Origin of the sequence: Nocardioides sp. YIM 152315 (assembly GCF_029210375.1) — a bacterium.
In the GTDB taxonomy this organism is placed as follows: domain Bacteria; phylum Actinomycetota; class Actinomycetes; order Propionibacteriales; family Nocardioidaceae; genus Nocardioides.
The window spans coordinates 13,298-31,324 of sequence record NZ_JARGER010000037.1 but is presented as its reverse complement, the minus strand read 5'-3'; the positions used below and the strand labels follow the sequence as shown (position 1 = coordinate 31,324).

16 protein-coding genes are annotated in these 18,027 nt (G+C 72.8%); 6 read left to right on the top strand and 10 right to left on the bottom strand.

Going from position 1 to position 18,027, the window contains the following annotated elements; translation table 11 throughout:
• Positions 1-48 precede the first annotated feature (48 nt).
• The 4 genes from PZ894_RS11750 to PZ894_RS11735 are packed head-to-tail and all read left to right on the top strand — an operon-like array spanning position 49 to position 4,818.
• Positions 49-1,152, top strand: coding sequence for a YqiA/YcfP family alpha/beta fold hydrolase (locus tag PZ894_RS11750; protein ID WP_275744970.1), 1,104 nt, complete (start codon positions 49-51; stop codon positions 1,150-1,152).
• Positions 1,149-2,099 (top strand): NAD(P)-dependent oxidoreductase, encoded by a 951-nt coding sequence (locus tag PZ894_RS11745; RefSeq protein WP_275744968.1) that lies wholly within the window; start codon positions 1,149-1,151, stop codon positions 2,097-2,099. The genes PZ894_RS11750 and PZ894_RS11745 overlap by 4 nt, the downstream gene beginning before the upstream one ends.
• A gap of 8 nt (positions 2,100-2,107) precedes the next feature.
• Positions 2,108-3,346, top strand: coding sequence for a Xaa-Pro peptidase family protein (locus PZ894_RS11740; RefSeq protein ID WP_275744967.1), 1,239 nt, complete (start codon positions 2,108-2,110; stop codon positions 3,344-3,346).
• A gap of 11 nt (positions 3,347-3,357) precedes the next feature.
• Entirely contained in the window at positions 3,358-4,818 is a 1,461-nt protein-coding gene (locus PZ894_RS11735) for an NAD-dependent succinate-semialdehyde dehydrogenase (RefSeq protein WP_275744965.1), read from the top strand.
• Here the strand turns inward: PZ894_RS11735 and PZ894_RS11730 are convergent.
• The 9 genes from PZ894_RS11730 to PZ894_RS11690 all read right to left on the bottom strand — a co-directional run bounded on the left by PZ894_RS11730 (position 4,808) and on the right by PZ894_RS11690 (position 12,775).
• Positions 4,808-6,346, bottom strand: coding sequence for an FAD-dependent monooxygenase (locus PZ894_RS11730; RefSeq protein WP_275744963.1), 1,539 nt, complete (start codon positions 6,344-6,346; stop codon positions 4,808-4,810). The two genes, PZ894_RS11735 and PZ894_RS11730, sit on opposite strands and share 11 nt — an antisense overlap.
• Positions 6,347-6,509: 163 nt before the next feature.
• Complete coding sequence (locus PZ894_RS11725) at positions 6,510-7,193, bottom strand: fumarylacetoacetate hydrolase family protein (RefSeq protein WP_275744945.1); 684 nt, start codon at positions 7,191-7,193, stop codon at positions 6,510-6,512.
• Between the two features lie 7 nt (positions 7,194-7,200).
• Entirely contained in the window at positions 7,201-7,632 is a 432-nt protein-coding gene (locus PZ894_RS11720) for a cupin domain-containing protein (protein ID WP_275744943.1), read from the bottom strand.
• Positions 7,629-8,528, bottom strand: a complete 900-nt coding sequence (locus PZ894_RS11715; protein WP_275744941.1) for an NAD(P)-dependent oxidoreductase — start codon at positions 8,526-8,528, stop codon at positions 7,629-7,631. Before PZ894_RS11715 ends, PZ894_RS11720 begins: the two co-directional genes overlap by 4 nt.
• Positions 8,525-9,151 (bottom strand): carboxymuconolactone decarboxylase, encoded by a 627-nt coding sequence (locus PZ894_RS11710; RefSeq protein ID WP_275744940.1) that lies wholly within the window; start codon positions 9,149-9,151, stop codon positions 8,525-8,527. Before PZ894_RS11710 ends, PZ894_RS11715 begins: the two co-directional genes overlap by 4 nt.
• A gap of 19 nt (positions 9,152-9,170) precedes the next feature.
• Positions 9,171-11,186, bottom strand: a complete 2,016-nt coding sequence (locus tag PZ894_RS11705) for a molybdopterin cofactor-binding domain-containing protein (RefSeq protein ID WP_275744938.1) — start codon at positions 11,184-11,186, stop codon at positions 9,171-9,173.
• The gene (locus PZ894_RS11700) at positions 11,183-11,635 is read right to left on the bottom strand and encodes a 2Fe-2S iron-sulfur cluster-binding protein (protein ID WP_275744937.1); all 453 of its coding nucleotides are present in this window, start codon (positions 11,633-11,635) and stop codon (positions 11,183-11,185) included. The genes PZ894_RS11705 and PZ894_RS11700 overlap by 4 nt, the downstream gene beginning before the upstream one ends.
• On the bottom strand, positions 11,635-12,276 hold the full coding sequence (locus PZ894_RS11695) for a GntR family transcriptional regulator (RefSeq protein WP_275744936.1): 642 nt from the start codon (positions 12,274-12,276) through the stop codon (positions 11,635-11,637). Before PZ894_RS11695 ends, PZ894_RS11700 begins: the two co-directional genes overlap by 1 nt.
• The gene (locus tag PZ894_RS11690; protein WP_275744935.1) at positions 12,269-12,775 is read right to left on the bottom strand and encodes a VOC family protein; all 507 of its coding nucleotides are present in this window, start codon (positions 12,773-12,775) and stop codon (positions 12,269-12,271) included. The genes PZ894_RS11695 and PZ894_RS11690 overlap by 8 nt, the downstream gene beginning before the upstream one ends.
• A 143-nt stretch (positions 12,776-12,918) precedes the next feature.
• Here PZ894_RS11690 and PZ894_RS11685 point away from each other — a divergent pair, with 143 nt between their 5' ends.
• Positions 12,919-15,099 carry an alpha-ketoacid dehydrogenase subunit alpha/beta gene (locus tag PZ894_RS11685; protein ID WP_275744934.1) on the top strand — a complete coding sequence of 727 codons (2,181 nt, stop codon included), beginning with the start codon at positions 12,919-12,921 and terminating at the stop codon, positions 15,097-15,099.
• 19 nt (positions 15,100-15,118) lie between these two features.
• Positions 15,119-16,321: a dihydrolipoamide acetyltransferase family protein gene (locus PZ894_RS11680; RefSeq protein WP_275744932.1), complete on the top strand. Its 1,203-nt coding sequence runs from the start codon at positions 15,119-15,121 to the stop codon at positions 16,319-16,321.
• A gap of 16 nt (positions 16,322-16,337) precedes the next feature.
• Here PZ894_RS11680 and PZ894_RS11675 read toward each other — a convergent pair whose 3' ends face one another.
• Positions 16,338-17,909: an NAD(P)/FAD-dependent oxidoreductase gene (locus tag PZ894_RS11675; protein ID WP_275744930.1), complete on the bottom strand. Its 1,572-nt coding sequence runs from the start codon at positions 17,907-17,909 to the stop codon at positions 16,338-16,340.
• Between the last annotated feature and the right edge of the window lie 118 nt (positions 17,910-18,027).

Here is an 18,027-nt window from a genome sequence, read left to right as displayed (position 1 = left end):
CGTTTGCAGGCGCGCGTGCCGCCGCCGCACGACACGGGGAAGGACGAGATGGACGAGCTGGTCGCGTCAGCGGTGTCGCACTGGGGCCCGCGCTTCACGGTGAACGGCGTGACCGTGGCCGACTTCGAGCGCGTGACCGGCGGGCTGGAGCGCTGGTCGGACTGGTGTGCCGCGTGGGTCGCGGCGGGCGCCGAGCACGAGGAGCTCGGCCGCACGGCGCTCGCCGAGGGCCGGCTGCGCTCCGCCGGCGAGCACCTCGCCCAGGCGGCCGTCTACCACCACTTCGCCAAGTTCGTCTTCGTCGAGGACCTTGACCAGATGCGCGCGGCGCACGGCCGGGCGGTCGCGTGCCTCGACGCCGCGCTGCCGCACCTGGACCCACCGGGGCGTCGCGTGGAGATGCCGTTCGAGGGCAGCCGCCTGGTCGCCGTGCTCCGCCTGCCGGCCGGCGACGGACCCCACCCGGTCGTGGTGCTCGTCCCCGGTCTCGACTCGACCAAGGAGGAGCTCCGGTCGACCGAGGAGACGTTCCTCGTCCGGGGGATGGCGACGTACACCATCGACGGTCCCGGCCAGGGCGAGGCGGAGTACGACCTGCGCATCCGGGGCGACTGGGGCCCGGTCGCCGAGACGATCTGGTCCGCGGTGGGCGAGATCCCGGAGCTCGACCGGAGCCGGCTCGGCGTGTGGGGCGTGAGCCTCGGCGGCTACTACGCCCCCCGCATCGCCGCCGCGCTCGGTGACCGCGTGTCGGCGTGCGTCTCGCTGGCCGGCCCGTTCAACTTCGGGGAGTACTGGTCCGGCCTGCCGCAGCTGACCCGCGACACCTTCCGGGTGCGCAGCGGCGCCGGCAGCGACGAGGAGGCGCGACAGATCGCGCTGACCCTCTCGATGGAGGAGGCCGCCGCCGACCTGGTCGCGCCGCTGCTCATCGTCTTCGGGCGGCAGGACCGACTGATCCCGTGGGAGAACGCCGTCCGGCTCCGCGACGCCGTCTCGGGCCCCGTCGAGCTGCTGATGCTCGAGGACGGCAACCACGGGTGCGCGAACGTCGCGCCCTGGCACCGACCCCGCACCGCCGACTGGCTGGCCGACCGGCTGGCCGCGTCCATCGCTCTCACCGTGCCCCCGACCCAGAAGGCAGGCTCATGACCGACACCACCGCCCACCAGCCCGGCACCCTCTCGGTCGGCTGGATCGGCGCCGGCCGGATGGGCGCCGCCATGGCCAGCCGCCTCGCGAGGGCCGGTGAGGACGTGACCGTGTGGAACCGCACGCGCGCCAAGGCCGAGGCGCTGACCGACGTCGGGTGCCGCGTCGCCGACACCATCGCGGACCTGCGCGGCCACGACGTCGTCTTCACCATGGTCTCGACCCCCGCCGACCTCGAGCAGGTGCTCGTCGGCGAGGGAGGGCTGCTCGCCGACCCGGCGAACGTGCCCGGCACGGTCGTCGACTGCTCGACGGTGTCGACCGAGGCGTCGGCCGCGATGCGTGCCGCGTGCACGGAGCTCGGCGCCGTCTTCCTGGCCGCGCCGGTGAGCGGCAACGGCAAGGTCGTGAGGTCGGGCGGGCTGACCCTGGTGGTCTCCGGCCCGGAGGAGGCCTTCGAGCGCGTCGCCCCGCTGCTCGACCACCTCGGCAAGGGTGCGACGTACGTCGGGGACGGTGAGCTCGCCAGGCTCGCGAAGATCTGCCACAACGTGATGCTCGGTGTCGTCACCCAGAACCTGGCCGAGATCACCGTGCTGGCGGAGAAGGGCGGCATCCCGCGCGCGGCGTTCCTGGAGTTCCTCAACAGGTCCGTGATGGGCTCGGTGTTCACGCGCTACAAGTCGCCGGCCTTCGTGCACCTCGACTTCACGCCGACCTTCACCCCGATCCTGCTGCGCAAGGACTTCGACCTCGGGTTCGAGGCCGCGCACGACCTCGACGTACCGATGCCGGTCGCCGCGGCGGCGGCCGCCGCCGTGCAGGCGAGCGTCAGCAGCGGCCGGGTCGAGGAGGACTTCGCGATCCTGCTCGAGCTGCAGGCGCACAGCTCCGGCATCACCCTGAAGCCGGAGAACGTGCCGGTCGACGACGGGCTGAGTGGGTGACCGGCCGGATGAACGGTCCGGTCCCCGCCCCGGGGCACATGGGCGTCGACTACGAGGAGCGGGTCGACTTCGACCGGCTGCGCCGCTACCGGCTCGGCCGGGCCCAGGAGGCGCTCGAGACCAGTGAGTGCGGCGCGTTCCTGCTCTTCGACTTCTACAACATCCGCTACACGACGCAGACGTGGATCGGCGGCGCGCTCGGCGACAAGATGATCCGCTACGCGCTGCTCGCGCGCGGCCAGGACCCGGTGCTGTGGGACTTCGGCTCCGCGGTCAAGCACCACAAGAAGTACTCCCGGTGGGTCCCGGAGGAGAACTACCGGGCCGGCTTCCTCGGCTTCCGCGGTGCCGTCGCGCCGTCCGTCGGGCTGATGGCCGACGCCGTCTCGGAGATCAGGTCGCTGCTCGTCGAGGCCGGCGTCGCCGACCTGCCGGTCGGCATGGACATCGTCGAGCCGCCGTTCCTCTTCGAGATGGAGCGTCAGGGGCTGCGCGTGGTCGACGCCCAGCAGCTGATGCTCGACGCGCGCTGCCTCAAGTCGCAGGACGAGATCGTCCTGCTCAATCAGGCGGCCGCGATGGTGGACGGCGTCTACCAGGACATCGTCGAGGCGCTGAAGCCCGGCGTCCGGGAGAACCAGATCGTCGCGCTCGCCAACCAACGGCTCTACGACATGGGCTCCGACCAGGTCGAGGCGGTCAACGCGATCTCCGGCGAGCGCTGCAACCCCCACCCGCACAACTTCACCGACCGCCTGATCCGCCCGGGCGACCAGGCGTTCTTCGACATCATCCACTCCTTCAACGGCTACCGGACCTGCTACTACCGCACCTTCGCGGTCGGCAGCTCGACGCCGGCCCAGCGCGACGCCTACACCAAGGCACGGGAGTGGATGGACCGCGGCATCGACGGCATCAAGGCGGGCGTCGGCACCGACGAGGTCGCCTCGCTGCTGCCGGCCGCCGAGGAGTTCGGGTTCGGCAGCGAGATGGAGGCCTTCGGCCTCCAGTTCGCCCACGGTCTGGGCCTCGGACTCCACGAGCGCCCGATCATCTCCCGGCTCAACTCCATGAAGGAGCCGGTCGAGCTCCAGGTCGGCATGGTCTTCGCGCTCGAGACCTACTGCCCCGCCACCGACGGCGTCTCCGCCGCGCGGATCGAGGAGGAGATCGTCATCACCGAGGACGGCCCGCAAATCCTCACGCTCTTCCCCGCGCAGGAGCTCGTCGTCGCCAACCCGTACTGAAAGGCCCGCCCATGGCTGACTTCTCCCTCGACCGGATCGCCGACCTCCCGCTGGACCTCTGCCTCGGCGGCGAGGTCGTGCCAGCCTCCGACGGCGGCCGCTTCGACGTGCTCGATCCGGCCACCGGCGCGGTCCTGACGACGGTCGCGGACGGGACCGTCGACGACGCCGTCGCCGCGGTCGACGCGGCAGATGCCGCGGCCGCCGGCTGGGCGGCGACCCCCCCGCGCGAGCGGGCCGAGATCCTGCGCCGGGCCTTCGAGCTGATGACCGAGCGGCGCGAGGAGATCGCCCACCTGATCTCGCTCGAGAACGGCAAGGCGCTGCCCGACGCACGCGGCGAGACGGCGTACGCCGCGGAGTTCTTCCGCTGGTACGCCGAGGAGGCCGTCCGCGCGTCCGGGTCGGTGATGACCGCACCGTCGGGCGCGAACCGGATCGTGGTGCTCCAGCAGCCGGTCGGCATCGCCGTCCTGGTCACGCCCTGGAACTTCCCGGCCGCGATGGCCACCCGCAAGATCGGACCGGCGCTGGCGGCGGGCTGCACGGTGATCCTCAAGCCCGCCTCGGACACGCCGCTCACCGCGCTGCTGATGGCGAAGATCCTCGAGGACGCCGGCGTCCCGGCCGGTGTCGTCAACGTGCTCCCGGCCCGCCGCTCGGGTCCCGTCGTCTCGGCGATGCTGCACGACCCGCGGGTGCGCAAGCTGTCGTTCACCGGCTCCACCGAGGTCGGCCGGGTGCTGCTGCGCGAGGCCGCGGACCAGGTCGTCAACTGCTCGATGGAGCTCGGCGGCAACGCGCCGTTCCTCGTGCTCGACGACGCGGACCTCGACGCGGCCGTCGACGGCGCGATGATCGCCAAGATGCGCAACGCCGGCGAGGCCTGCACCGCCGCCAACCGCTTCTACGTGCACGAGGCCGTCGCCGCCGAGTTCGGCCGGCGCCTCGCCGAGCGGATGTCGGCGCTGCGGGTCGGCCCGGGCACCTCCGACGACACCGAGGTCGGCCCGCTCGTCAACGACGAGTCCGCCGCCAAGGTCGACGAGCTCGTGCAGGGCGCGGTCGCCGCCGGTGCCCGTGTGGTGGTCGGCGGCAGGCGGCCCGAGCGCGAGGGCTTCTACTACGAGCCGACCGTGCTGCTCGACGTACCTGTCGACGCCGCGATCCTCGGCGAGGAGATCTTCGGGCCGGTCGCGCCGATCATCACCTTCACCGACGAGGCCGACGCGATCCGGATGGCCAACGACACCGAGTACGGCCTGGTCTCCTACGTCTACACCCGCGACCTGGCCCGCGGCCTGCGCGTCAGCGAGCAACTCGACGCCGGCATGGTCGGTCTCAACCGCGGCCTCGTCTCCGACCCCGCCGCACCCTTCGGCGGCACCAAGCAGTCCGGCATCGGCCGCGAGGGCGGCCACGAGGGCATGCTCGACTACCTGGAGTCGAAGTACGTCGCCGTCAGCTGGTGACGCCCACGGTGGGGGCGCCGCACCAGGTGGTCAGTGCTTCGCGCAGTGCGGACGCCGCGGTCGCTCCGGGCTCGTCGATCGCGGCAGCCCAGGCGATGCGAGCGTCCGGCAGGATCAGGAGTGCGTCGGCGGGTGGGTCGTCGATCGCGGCGCTGACGACGCCCACGCGGCCGCCCCACTCGCCGGCGAGGTCCCGCAGGTCCGCGCGGTCGGCGAGGTCGAGGAGCACGGGCCGGGCCTGGTGCAGGAGCCCGGCGAGCCTGGGGTCCTCGTGGTCGACGTGCAGGGCTCGGTCTGTCGCGAAGGCGCCGACGAGCGGGTGCCCAGCCGACCTCGGAGCCCCCGTGTCGGTGCCGGCCATGAGCGCGCCGAGACGGAGCAGCGGCTGCTCGTCCGTGGTCAGCTCGGCGAAGAGGGTCCGGAGGGCGTCGCCGGCCGGCCCGTGCCCGCGGCGCAGCGCGACCTGGGCACGCGTGTGGAGCAGGGTGCGCTCGGCGGCCGCGCGGCGTTCGTCGGAGTAGGTGTCGAGCAAGCCGGGCGGTGCCCATCCCTGGACGCTGCCGGCGAGCTTCCACCCGAGGTTGGCCGCATCGAGCATGCCGGCGTTGATCGCGACGCCACCCGACGGGAAGAGGTGCGCGGCATCGCCGGCCAGGAAGACCCGCCTGTCCCGGTAGGCGTCGGCCTGCTTCGCCGAGTAGCCGAAGCGCGTCATCCGGCGTGGCTCGCCCAACGGCAGGTCGAGGCCGAGCACGCGGCTCACGCTCGCGCTCAGCTCCGCGACGGTCATGGGCACGTCGTCGTCGTACTCGGTCACCTCCACCTCGGCGGTGTAGACGCCCATCGTGTCGCCCGACCCCGAGCACGCGAAGACGCCGCGCTCGGTCGCGGTGTAGCCGAACGGGATAACGCCGACGTCGCGGACGTCGAGGCTCCCGTCGTCGAGCACGGTCACCGAGTCGGGCACGGTGACCGAGGCCAGCCGCTCGATCTCCGGGAAGGCCGTGCCGGGGAAGGGGATCCCGGACAGCTCGCGCACCCGGCTGCGACCGCCGTCGCAGCCGACCAGGAAGCGTGCGGCCACCTCGTACGACCCCTCCCGCCCGCGCACCTCGACGGTCACCGATCCGTCGTGCTGCGCCAGGCCGACCACGTCGTGCCCACGGCGTACGTCGACCCCGCACTCGGCCGCGCGCTCGGCGAGGAGTGCCTCGAGCCGCGGCTGCGGCAGCAGCATCACGTGCATGGGCGGGTCCGCGAACCGGGTGAAGTCCAGGTGCAGCCCGCCGAACGGGAACCGCGCCGCCGGCTGGGAGGCGCTCGTGCTCGCCTCGCGGAACCGGTCCAGCTCGCCCCGGTAGTGCAGCAGCTGCAGGATCTGCCCCGCGAGACCACCGGCCTTGGCCGCCTGCGACGGGCTCGGCCGCCGTTCCAGCACCAGCGTTCGCAGGCCGGCCCGGCCGAGCTCACCGGCCAGCATGAGACCGGTCGGCCCGGCGCCGACCACGACCGCATCCACGTCCGTCACCTGTTGCGTCCCCCGCGTTCTCGTCCGGATCTGACTTCGAGCGCCCGATTGTGCAGGAGGTCGGGGGTCTTGCGGCAAGCCCGCACCTGCCGTATACGTTGAAGACGGAAGGGCGGGGCGCCCTTCCGTTGCTGCTCCCGGGGCGCCGCGACGTCAGGTGGCGTCAGCCGAGCCGGACGTCGACCTGGCCGAGCCCCGGGGCGTCGGCGATCCAGGTGGCACCGTCCTCCAGCGGGACGGGCGGGATCACCGATCCCGTGATCACCACGTCACCTGCCCGCAGGGCGGCGCCGCACGCCGCCAGGGTGTCGGCCATCGACGAGAGCACGTGGCCCAGCCCGCCGGTGAGGGTCTCGGGGTCGGACGTCTCTGCGACCCGCTCGCCGTCCCGCAGGACGGAGACGGAGAGCGACGACGGCCGAGCCGGCACGACCGGGCCGAGCAGCACGAGCCGGTGGAAGATGTTGCCGGCCAGGATCAGCTCGACGTCCTCGGGTGGGTACCCGACGTCCGCCAGCTCGATCGCCACCGACCAGCCGCCGACGGCGGCCAGGGCCTCGACCGGCGTTGCTCCTGCCCCGATGTCGGAGGCGAGGTGGGCGGCGACCTCGGCCTCGAGCACCGGCCTCGTCCAGGCGGCGACCGAGACGGTGGCGCCGGAGGACAGCAGGCGGTCGCGGGTCAGGAATCCCACGAGTGGTCGATCGATCGCCAGCGAGGCGAGCGACGCCTGCGCTCCGAAGCCCGCCTTCCAGCCGAGCGGCTCGGCGCCGACGGCGATCGCCTCGTCCCGGAAGGCGAGCATCCGCGACGTACCGCGGGCGATGCGGGGATCGAGGCCGGTCATGCCGCGATCATGCCGGGTCGTCGAACGTCTCGTCCGGGCCGGGCAGGCCGTAGCCGGCCGCGGCCAGCGAGCCGGCGCCGCTCCAGCCCCAGATCAGCAGCACGTCCTCGTCGCCGGTGTTGACGAAGCCGTGGTAGTTGCCGCGGGGGGTGAAGATGACGTCGCCGGCCCGAGACGGCTCCCGGCCGCTGTTGGTGTGGATCTCGCCGTGCCCCGACATGACGACGAGGAACTCGTCGGCGTCCGTGTGCAGGTGCCGGTCGTGGCGAGCGCCCGGCGGCAGCACGGTGCGACCGACGGTCAGGCCGTCCGAACCGCCGCGCTCGGAGTTGACGAGGTACTGCACGCGCATGTCGACCCAGCCCTCGTCCTCGCGCAGGTTCTCCTCGAGCGGGACGTCGTCGACGGTCGTGCGGAAGGGCGGTCTCGCGTCGCTCACGGTGTCACTCCTGCTGCTCGGCGGTAGACGTCGGCGACGCTCACGAGGAAGTCCCGGTCGGCCAGGTCGCTGCTGCGGGCCGCGCTCAGCATCTCGCTGGCGGCCGAGCAGGTCGGCACCATCGCGCCGAGCCTGCGGCCGAGCTCCTGGGCGAGCACGAGGTCCTTCTGCTGGAGCTCGACGTCGGCGTAGACCGTGTCGTCGTCGACGAGCAGCGGCGCGCGGTAGCCGATCACGGGCGAGGCGATCACGCTCTTCAGCGCGGCGTCGACCACGGCGGCCCGGTCGACGCCGGCCTTCTCCACGAGCGTCACGGCCTCGGCGAACGCGGTCACCGAGACGACCAGCGACAGGTTGATCGCCACCTTGGTGAGGATGGCGTGGCCGTTGGGGCCGATGTAGGTCACCTTCGGACCGATCGCCTGGAGCAGCTTCTCGACGTGGTCGTACGCCGCGCGGTCGCCGCCGACCATCACCGACATCTGGCCGGCGGCGAGTGTCGCGGGACTCCCGGACACCGGGGTGTCGAGATAGAGAGCGCCGGTCGCCGCGACCTCCTCGGAGAGCGCGACGCTGGCGTCCGGGGCGATCGTGCTCAGGTCGGCCCACACCGTGCCCGGACGCAGCCCGGCCAGCAGGCCGTCGTCGCCGTGGGCGCTGCCCTCGATCGCCGCCGTGTTGGTCAGCATCGTGAGGACGACGTCGCACTGCGCGGCGACCTCGCGCGGGGTGTCCGCCCAGCCCATGCCGGCGGCGAGCAGGTCGTCGGCCTTGCCCTTCGTGCGGTTCCATCCGACCACGGTGTGGCCGGCGTCGATGATGCGCCGCGCGATCCCGCCGCCCATCGCGCCGAGACCGACGAACCCGACGCGCTCGATCGCGCGGAGCTCGGTCACTTCGCCGCCCAGTAGTCCGACCGGGCCTTCGACGTGGCGAGCGCCTCGGCGGTCTCGAAGCCTGGCGCCATCGACGCCGACGTCCCCGCCATGTACTGGTGGTGGTCGATGTCGAGCAGCCGGATCCAGCTCTGCTGCCCGAAGGTCAGGGCGATGACGCAGCCGAGCTCGACCAGCTCGTCCTCGCTGAAGTGCGCATGCAGTCGGTCCCAGAGGCCGTCGCGGTCGGACTCGTTCCAGGCGATGGCTTGGGCGTAGGCGAGCGCGGCCTTCTGCCGGTCGTCGAACTGCGCCGACGCCTCGAAGTTCAGCAGCTCGTCGTACTGGCCCTCCTCGAGCCCCTCGCTGCTGCCCTTGACCGAGCGCTGGTTGCCGCAGAACTCGCACTTCACGGTGCGCGAGATGTAGACCCGGCACAGCTCCTTGATCGAGTGGTCGCAGACGCCGTTGCGGAACATCTCCTCCCACGGCTTGGCGAACGCCCAGAACGCCGCGGGCACGTGGGCGCGCACCGCGTTGCTCTCCGGGCGCGGGGTGCCCTCTCGGGCGGCGCGCTGCATCTCGGCCTGCATCTGCTCATCCATGTCCTCGAACGGGACGTAGGAGATACGGGGCTTGCTCATGATCACTCCTCTGTTGGACTCACTCGGACTGCTCGATGGCTCGGACGATCGCGTCGGCGTCGAGCGGCAGGTCGCGCACCCGGACGCCGAGGGCGCGGTGCACCGCGTTGGCGATGGCCGCCGCGGTCGGCCCCTGGGCGGCCTCGCCCGCGCCGACCGAGGGAGCGTCGGACGTGACGAGGTGGACGTCGACAGGCGGGGCCTCGCCGAAGGTGAGGATCGGGTAGAGCTCCCAGTCGGTCGTCGTGATCCGCCGGCGGTCGAAGCGGACCCGCTCCCTGGTCGTCCAGCTGACCGACTGGGTCGCCCCGCCCTCGAGCTGGTTGCGCGCGCCGTCGGGGTTCACGACCAGGCCGAGGTCGGCGACGAGCGTCAGCCGGCGCACCGCCACCGACGACGTGACCCCGACCTCGGCGACCACAGCGCAGTAGGCGCCCTCGTCCTTGTAGCGCGCGAAGCCGAGCCCCCGGCCGACGTCGTCGGGCAGCGGGTCGGACCAGCCGGCGAGGCGAGCGGCCTCGGCGACCACGCGAGCGGCGCGCGGGTCGGAGAGGTGCGCGAGCCGGAAGTCCACCGGGTCGGCACCGGCCTCGTCCGCCAGCTCGTCGATGAAGCTCTCGATCGCGAAGACGTTCAGGTAGGCACCGAGCGCCCGCATCGCCGAGGTGCGGAACGGGCCGTCCACGCGGCGGTGCCCGGTCACCCGCCGGGGACCGACGTCGTAGATCGGCACGGCGTTGCGGGTGGTGCCGCCGCCGGCGGCCAGCGGCGGGTCGGTGGGCTGGGGCAGCGGCACGGGCGTCTCGAGGTACGCAGCCCCGAGCAGGCCGGGCGCGCCGCGGTAGCCGGGTCGCGACGAGTGGCCGAGACCGTAGACGTCGTACGACCAGGCGGTGATGCGTCCGTCGACGAGCGCCGCCGACACCGTCGCCGTCATCGCGGGGGACAGCGGCGCCCAGGTCAGCTCGTCGGGCCGGGACCACCGGGCCAGCACCGGCCGGCCGGGCACGGCGCGGGCCAGCAGCACCGCGTCGAAGGCCGCGTCGTCGGCGGCGTTGTGGCCGTAGCAGCCGGCGTTCTCGACGTGCTCCACCTCGACGGCCGCCGGGTCGAGCGACAGCGCGGCCGCGATCGCCAGCCGGAGCGGGTGGATGCCCTGGCTGTGGCTCCACACGTGCAACCCGGCCCGGTCCCACCGGGCCATGCCGACGCTCGGGGCGATAGAGCCGTGCGCCAGGAGCGGCTTGGAGTACGACGCCGACAGCGTCGCCCCGACCGGGCCCTCGTCCAGCACCTCGATGTCCTCGTGCGGGCCGGCGCGCAGCCACTCGGGCAGGCCTCGCTCGTCGGGAAGCGTGTCCGACTCCACCCACGTGCAGCCGTCGGCGAGTCGCGGGAGGGCGCGGTCGACGTCGACCTCGTGCTCTCCGACCACGCCGACGAAGGAGCCGTCGCGAATCAGCGTGACACCGGCGGCCTTCCACTGCGGATCCAGGGAGACCAGCCGGGTGCCCGGCGACGGCGGTCGCAGCACTCGTCCGTGGAGCAGGCCCTTCGGTCGCCGGTCGGTCAGGTAGCTCGCTCGGCCCAGCACCTTGCCCGGCAGGTCCAGACGAGGGGCGCTGCTCCCGACCGCGACGGTGGCGACAGGCTCCGCGACCGGGGCCGCGCGGAGGTCCGTCTCGGGGTCGAGGGCGGCGATGCGCTCGACGTACCCCTGTCGGCCGGGGTCGGCCAGGGCACGCACGACCGCGCCGACGTGACGCAGTGCCGGGCCGGCCTGGAGGACGGAGAGGCTGCCGGCGGTGAGGCCCTCGTCGGGGCCGTGGGTCGTGTGGGCCGGGACCATGCGGATCCCGCTCAACGGAAGGGCGATCGCATCCGCCGCGATCTGCGCGAGCGCCGTGACGATGCCCTGCCCGAGCTCCACCTTCCCGACGTGGACGTGGACGAGTCCGTCGGCCACGGTCACCCAGGTGCCGAGTCGCGGGTTGCCCTCGATGTGCGGAGGGACGTGGGCCGGAAGTTGGGTCACACCGACTCCCGGGCGGCGAGGACGGCCTCGACGATCCGGCGCTGCGACCCGCACCGGCACAGGTTGCGGTCGAGCGCCTCGGCGACCCGGTCCGCGTCGGCGTCCGGCTCGTCCCGGAGCAGCGCCGCCGCGCGCACCACGATGCCCGAGATGCAGAAGCCGCACTGCGCCGCCTGCCGGTCCAGGATCGCCTGCTGCACCGGGTGCGCCTCGCCGTCGCGCGACAGCCCCTCGACCGTCGTCACCGCCCGGCCCTCCACCTGCCAGAGCGGCGTCTGACACGACGGCATCACCGTCCCCTCGACGTCCACGAAGCAGGCCCCGCACAGCCCCTGTCCGCAGCCGAACCGCGTGCCGACCAGCCCGAGCTCGTCGCGCAGTGCGGTGAGCAGCGTCGTCTCGCCGTCGCTGACGAGGCTCACGTCCGCTCCGTTGACCGTGATGACCACTAGTCGAAGACCTCCGGGTGGTGGGCGAGCTCGTTGCGGGTACGCCGGATGTGACCCTCGAGGTAGCGCTCGGCGTCGGAGGCGTCACGGCGTACGGCGGCGTCGAGGATCAGCCGGTGCTCGGCATTCACGATCCACATCCGGCTGCGGCCGCCGAGCGCGACGTAGGAACGGCGGTAGTGCTGGGTGACGTTCCAGAGCCGGGTGACGTTCTGGTTCAGCGGCTCGATGGTGCAGCCGCTGTAGGTGAGCATGTGGAACTCGCGGTCGAGGTCGAGGAACTTCTCGAGGTCGTCGTTCTCCTCGATCCGGCGCTGCACCTCCTCGAGCCGCTCGTGGTCGGCGGAGTCGAGGCGCGGCAGGCTCTCGACCAGCGCGAGCGGCTCCAGGCGCTCGCGCATCCGGTAGATGACGTCGACCTCGTGCTGGGTCAGCCGGGGCACCCGGGCGCCCTTGTGGGGCTCGTGCTCGGTGAGGCCCTCGGCCTCGAGCATCCGGAGCGCCTCGCGCACGGGAAGTCGGCTCGCCCCCAGGCGTGCGGCGATCTCCTCCTGCCGGATGCGGTCGCCCGGCAGGAGGTCGCCGCTGAGGATCGCCTCACGGAGGTACGCCGCCACGCGGCTGCTGCTCACGTCAGTCATGGGCCGCATTCTCGTGGTCCCACCTCTTGCCGCCCGGGTACGAGACGAGCTCGAACTGCATGCCCCACGGGCTGAGGAAGTAGATCCAGCGGTTGCCCTCGGCCGGCCCCTTGCTGGCGGTCGGGCCGGCGAGCACGCGCACGCCGCTGACCTCCAGGTGCGCGATCGCGGCGTCGAGGTCGTCGACGTACAGCGCGACGTGGTGGCCGCCGACGTCGCTGTTGCGCGGGATCGCGTCGCGCTGGTCGGGCGAGCTGTAGTGGAAGACCTCGAGCATCGTCTGGTCGCCGCAGCGGAACCACCGGTTCTCGACCATCTCGGCGCGCGGGTGGACGTTGAGGTGGGTCAGCATCCAGTCGTCGCCGTCCTCGAAGCGGAAGGGCCCGAGCGAGTAGAGGTACTCGCAGCCGAGCACGTCGACCAGGAACCGGTGCGCCTGGTCGAGGTCGGGCACGGTGAACCCGACGTGGTCCATCCGGCGCAGCCCGGGCATCGGCATCGAGCATCCCTTTCGGATCCGATTCGTCCTCCGAGATCAGCAAAGCACCCGGAGGTGTAGGACGTCCAGCACATCTGGATCTGGAATTTGGATCCAATCTTGTGGCATCGTGCGGTCGAGAGAAGACAGCCGAAGGAGGGCTCATGCCCGAGCACCACCCCCTCGTGCCCGCCTCGCCGTGGGTCGAGGTCGTCGCGACCGAGGCCGACTGGGACGCCGCCGAGCCGCACCTGCTGCGCAGCATCTACGCGCAGTTGGTGTGGATCCGGAGCTTCGAGCAGCAGGTGCTCGACCTGGCCAGCGGCGGCCTGATCCACGGCCCGGCGCACTCGAGCATCGGCCAGGAGGGCGGCGCGGTCGGCTCCGTGCTCGCCCTCACGAGCGAGGACTCCGTCAACGGCTCCCACCGCGGTCACCACCAGTTCCTGGCCAAGGCGCTGCACCACGTCGAGCCCAAGGGCCTCGACCCGCTGGAGGCGCCGTCGGAGCAGGTGCGGGAGGTGCTGCTGCGCACGCTCGCCGAGATCTGCGGTCTCGACCGTGGCTGGAGCCACGGCCGGGGCGGCTCGATGCACCTGCAGTGGAAGGCCGCCGGCGCGATGGGCACCAACGCCATCGTCGGCGGCGGCGTGCCCCAGGCGGCCGGATTCGCGTGGTCCCACCGGCAGGCCGGCACCGACGCGGTCGCGGTGACCTACTTCGGCGACGGCGCCGTCAACATCGGCTCCACGCTCGAGACCATGAACCTCGCCGCCGCCTGGCAGCTCCCGGTCTGCTTCTTCATCGAGAACAACCAGTACGCCGTCTCGACGTCGGTCCACGAGTCGACCGCCGAGCCGCGGCTGTCGGCCCGCGGGCTCGGCTTCAACATCGCGAGCTGGAAGGTCGACGGCATGGACCCGCTCGCCGTCCACCTCGCCATGACCGAGGCCGTCGAGCACATGCGCCGCGGGCGCGGCCCGACCGTCGTCGAGGCCGACACCTACCGCTTCTTCCACCAGAACGGCGCCTTCGCCGGCAGCGCGTTCGGCTACCGCGACAAGGAGGAGGAGCGCGCCTGGCGGGACCGGGACCCGCTCCGGCAGACCGCCGCCCACCTCGAGCGGCGCGGCATCATGACCGCCGACGAGACCGCCGAGGCCGTCGCCACCGCCAGGGCCGTCATGGAGGAGATCGGCAGCCGGCTGGTCGAGCCGGTGCCGGGCGGCAAGCCGGGCCAGCGGCAGATCCGGGCCACGGAGTGGCCCGACCCGGACTGGGTGGACGTCGGCGTGCGCGGCGACCTCGCCGAGTTCGAGGGCGCGCGGGTGGTCGACCCGGCCGGCTTCGCCGTGCCCGTGCAGGACACGAAGTTCATCGAGTCCGTCGCCGCGGTCATGCGCCGCCGGATGGAGACCGACGACGGCGTCGTCGTGATGGGCGAGGACGTGCATCGTCTCAACGGCGGGACGAACGGCGCCACGCGCGGTCTGCCGGACCGCTTCCCCGGTCGGATCCTCGGCACCCCGATCAGCGAGAACGCCTTCGCCGGCCTCGCCGGCGGCATCGCCCTCGACGGCCGCCACACGCCCGTCGTGGAGTTCATGTACGCCGACTTCATGTGGGTCGCCGCCGACCAGCTGTTCAACCAGATCGGCAAGGCCCGGCACATGTACGGCGGCGGCTCCGGCGTCCCGCTGGTGCTGCGTAGCAAGGTGGCGATGGGCACCGGCTACGGGTCGCAGCACTCGATGGACCCGGCCGGCGTCTTCGCGACCAACCCGGGCTGGCGCATCGTCGCGCCGTCGACGCCCTACGACTACGTCGGGCTGATGAACGCCGCCCTCACCTGCCAGGACCCGGTCGTCGTGCTCGAGCACGTCGACCTCTACGGCTCGACGGGCCCCGGGCCGGTCGACGACCTCGACTACGTGCTGCCCGTCGGCCGGGCGGTCGTGCGCCGCCCCGGCAGCGACGTCACGGTGCTGACCTACCTCGGGATGGTCCCCTTCGTCCTCGAGGCGGTCGAGGAGTTCGGCCAGGTCGACGCCGAGGTGATCGACCTGCGCTGGCTCGACCGCGCGAGCATCGACTGGGAGCTCATCGAGCAGTCGCTGACGAAGACCAACCAGGTGCTCATCGCCGAGCAGGGCGCGGTCGGCACGTCGTACGGCGGGTGGCTCGCCGACGAGATCCACCGCCGCTTCTTCGACCTGCTCGACGCGCCGGTGCGGCGGGTCACCGGCGCCGAGGCGTCGCCGAGCATCAGCAAGGTGCTCGAGCGCGCCGCCATCGCCCAGAAGGACGAGGTCATCGCCGAGCTCGTCGAGATCGCGAGGTACTGACGTGCCCACGGTGCTGCGCATGCCCGAGGTCGCCGCCAACGCGACCGACGCGGTCCTCGCCGAGTGGCTCGTCGCCGAGAGCGCCGAGGTCACCGTCGGCGACGCCCTCGCCACCGTCGAGACCGACAAGGCGCTGGTCGACGTCGAGGCCGACGCGGACGGGGTCGTGCTCAAGGTGCTGGTCGCAGCCGGCACCCGGGTCGAGGTCGGGTCGCCCATCGCGGTCCTCGGCGCCGCGGGGGAGGAGTACGACCCATCGCTGGTCGAGGCCCCGACGACCGCGCCGCCCGCGACCAACGGGGCCACCCGCGTCTTCGCCAGCCCCCTGGCACGCAAGCTCGCCAAGGACGGCGGGCTCGCGATCGAGGACCTCGTCGGCACCGGCCCGCGTGGGCGCATCCTGCGCCGCGACGTCGACAAGGCGCTGGCCTCCCCGGTGGTCGAGGAAGGCGCTGGTACGCCGTCCCCGGTGGTCGAGGAAGGCGCTGGTACGCCGCCCTCGGTGGTTGAGGAAGGCGCGCTAGCGCCTGTCTCGAAACCACCGTCCGCGGAGGGCGCCGTACCGCACACCCGCCGGCGCCGGGCGATCGCGTCGCGTCTCACGGAGAGCAAGCAGACGGCGCCCCACTTCTACGCGCGCGCGACCGTGCGCGCCGACGCCCTGGTCGCGCTGCGCGCCGAGATCAACGCGGGCGAGGTGAAGGTCTCCCTCAACGACCTCGTCGTCAAGGCGGTCGCGGCGGCGCACCGCGCCGTACCGGAGATGAACGTCGTCTGGATGCCCGACGCCGTTCGCACCTTCGACACCGTCGACGTCGCGGTCGCGGTCGCCACCGACCGTGGCCTGGTGACGCCGGTGCTTCGCGACGTCACGGCACTCCCGGTGAGCACCGTGGCCGAGAGGGTGCGCGACCTGGCCGGGCGGGCCCGCGACGGGAGGCTCCGGCAGGACGAGCTCGAGGGCGGCACCATCAGCGTCACCAACCTCGGCATGTACGGCGTCGAGGAGTTCGCCGCGATCATCAACCCGCCGCACGCCGCGATCCTCGCCGTCGGGGCGGTGCGCGACGAACCCGTCGTCGAGGACGGCGCGGTCGTGCCCGGCAGGTTGATGACCGTCACGCTCTCCGTCGACCACCGGCCCGTCGACGGCGTCGTCGCGGCCCGCTGGCTGGCCGTCCTGAAGGACCTGCTCGAGCACCCCGTGCGGATCCTCGCCTGACTGCGGTGGCCGGGGCTCAGGTCGGGCCCATCACGTCCAGCGGGTCGAGGCCGAGCGAGGTCAGCACGGCCCGGGCCGCGTTGCGGCCCGGGCGCCCCGACACGGACCCGCCGGGGTGCACGCACGCGCCGGTGAGGAAGAGGCCCGGCACGTCGGTGTCGTAGCGCTGCCACCCGGCGAGCACCTCCCCGTCGAGCGAGAACTCGCCGCCGTGGCAGGAGCCGCCGACGTTCTGCGGGTTGTGCGCCGCGACGTCGACGGGCGACTCCGTCCGGAGGGAGAGGATGTCGGCGGACGCCAGACCGGTGCAGCGCCGGCGCACGAGCTCGACGATGCGCGCGCCGTACTCGTCCTTCTCCTCGGCCCACGAGCGTCCGCCGGCGAGCTCGTACGGCGCGATCGTGAGGATCTTGAAGGTGCCGCCGCCGTCGTCGGGGCGGCGCGTCGGGTCGACCGCGGTCTGGTTGACGACGAGCAGCCACGGGTCGTCGGCGTCCCACTCGCCGGCCGCGAACCGGTCGAGGTGGCGCACGGTCCCGGCGGCCGTGCCGAGGCCGGCGGCGGCGCTGGTGAGCCCGTCGGGGCCGAAGCCGAGGTCGCCGCGCAGTGCGGCGTGGACGGCGAGCACGCTGAGACCCGGCCGCCACGCGTCCCGCGCCTGCTCGAGGTCGGCGGTCGGCGCGCGTCCCTCGAGCAGGCCGGGCAGCTTCGTCAGGTGCCCGCCGGCGACGACCGCGCGGCGGGCGCGGATCGAGCTGCCGTCGGCGATGCGCACGCTCGTGGCATGGACGCCGTCGGTGCCGACGCCCGTCACCGGCGCGCCGCAGACGACGTGACCGCCGTGCTTCTCGATGATGCGGATGAGGGCCGACGGCAGTGCCTGGCTGCCGCCGACGGGGGTCGTCCAGCCGAAGTCGAGCCGCCCGGCGGCGAGCGAGGACGGCAGGAAGCCGGTGCCCGGACGCCGTGGGTCCTGGATGGTGGCGAGGGCCAGCCAGAGCATGAAGGAGCGGACGACCGGATGCGAGAACCTCTCGTGCACGACGTCCCAGGCGCTGCGGCGCCGCAGGTCGAGGTAGCGCCGGGTCACGGGGTCGTCGGGCTGGGGCAGGTGGGAGCTCCACCGGCCGTGCGCCGCGGCGAGCCCGCCGCGCCACTCGCCGATCAGCTGCTCGAACGCGCGCGCATCGTCCGGCGACCACCGCGCCAGCTCGGCCGCGGTCGCTCCCAGGTCGCGGTGCATGACGAGCAGGTCGCCGTCCTCCTGGGGAAGGACGACGGCCGGGTCGGTGGCGAGGTACTCCAGGCCGGAGTCCGAGACCAGGCCGAGCTCGTCGTCGCGGATCATCGGGTTGTTCTGGATGAGCACGTGGGCGCTGCTGCACGAGTCGTGCGCGAAGCCCGGAAGGGTCAGCTCCTGGGTGCGGGTGTTGCCGCCGGGGGTGGCGTTCGCCTCGACGACGACGACCTCGAGCCCGGCCCGGGCGAGGTACGCCCCGGCGACGAGCGAGTTGTGTCCGGCGCCGATGACCACGACGTCGGCAACCGCGGGAGGGCTCGGCGACGGTGGGAGGTCTGCCTCGGTCATGCGGGCGAGCGTGGCAGGTGCCACAATCGTTTGCAAGAGGGTGCCGATCCGAGGGCCGAGGCGGGGGTCGCGCGTCCCCGGTCGCGGGTGACGTTTCGGCGTAGACGCTTGACAGACT

Bases quoted from the DNA above. Each gene is read 5' to 3' on its own strand.
- PZ894_RS11695 (WP_275744936.1), bottom strand. From the start codon at position 12,276: ATGACTGACGTGAGCAGCAGCCGCGTGGCGGCGTACCTCCGTGAGGCG.
- PZ894_RS11680 (WP_275744932.1), top strand. From the start codon at position 15,119: ATGCCCGAGGTCGCCGCCAACGCGACCGACGCGGTCCTCGCCGAGTGG.
- PZ894_RS11710 (WP_275744940.1), bottom strand. From the start codon at position 9,151: ATGAGCAAGCCCCGTATCTCCTACGTCCCGTTCGAGGACATGGATGAG.
- PZ894_RS11745 (WP_275744968.1), top strand. From the start codon at position 1,149: ATGACCGACACCACCGCCCACCAGCCCGGCACCCTCTCGGTCGGCTGG.
- PZ894_RS11750 (WP_275744970.1), top strand. From the start codon at position 49: ATGGACGAGCTGGTCGCGTCAGCGGTGTCGCACTGGGGCCCGCGCTTC.
- PZ894_RS11675 (WP_275744930.1), bottom strand. From the start codon at position 17,909: ATGACCGAGGCAGACCTCCCACCGTCGCCGAGCCCTCCCGCGGTTGCC.
- PZ894_RS11690 (WP_275744935.1), bottom strand. From the start codon at position 12,775: ATGCCGATGCCCGGGCTGCGCCGGATGGACCACGTCGGGTTCACCGTG.
- PZ894_RS11740 (WP_275744967.1), top strand. From the start codon at position 2,108: ATGAACGGTCCGGTCCCCGCCCCGGGGCACATGGGCGTCGACTACGAG.
- PZ894_RS11725 (WP_275744945.1), bottom strand. From the start codon at position 7,193: ATGACCGGCCTCGATCCCCGCATCGCCCGCGGTACGTCGCGGATGCTC.
- PZ894_RS11735 (WP_275744965.1), top strand. From the start codon at position 3,358: ATGGCTGACTTCTCCCTCGACCGGATCGCCGACCTCCCGCTGGACCTC.
- PZ894_RS11685 (WP_275744934.1), top strand. From the start codon at position 12,919: ATGCCCGAGCACCACCCCCTCGTGCCCGCCTCGCCGTGGGTCGAGGTC.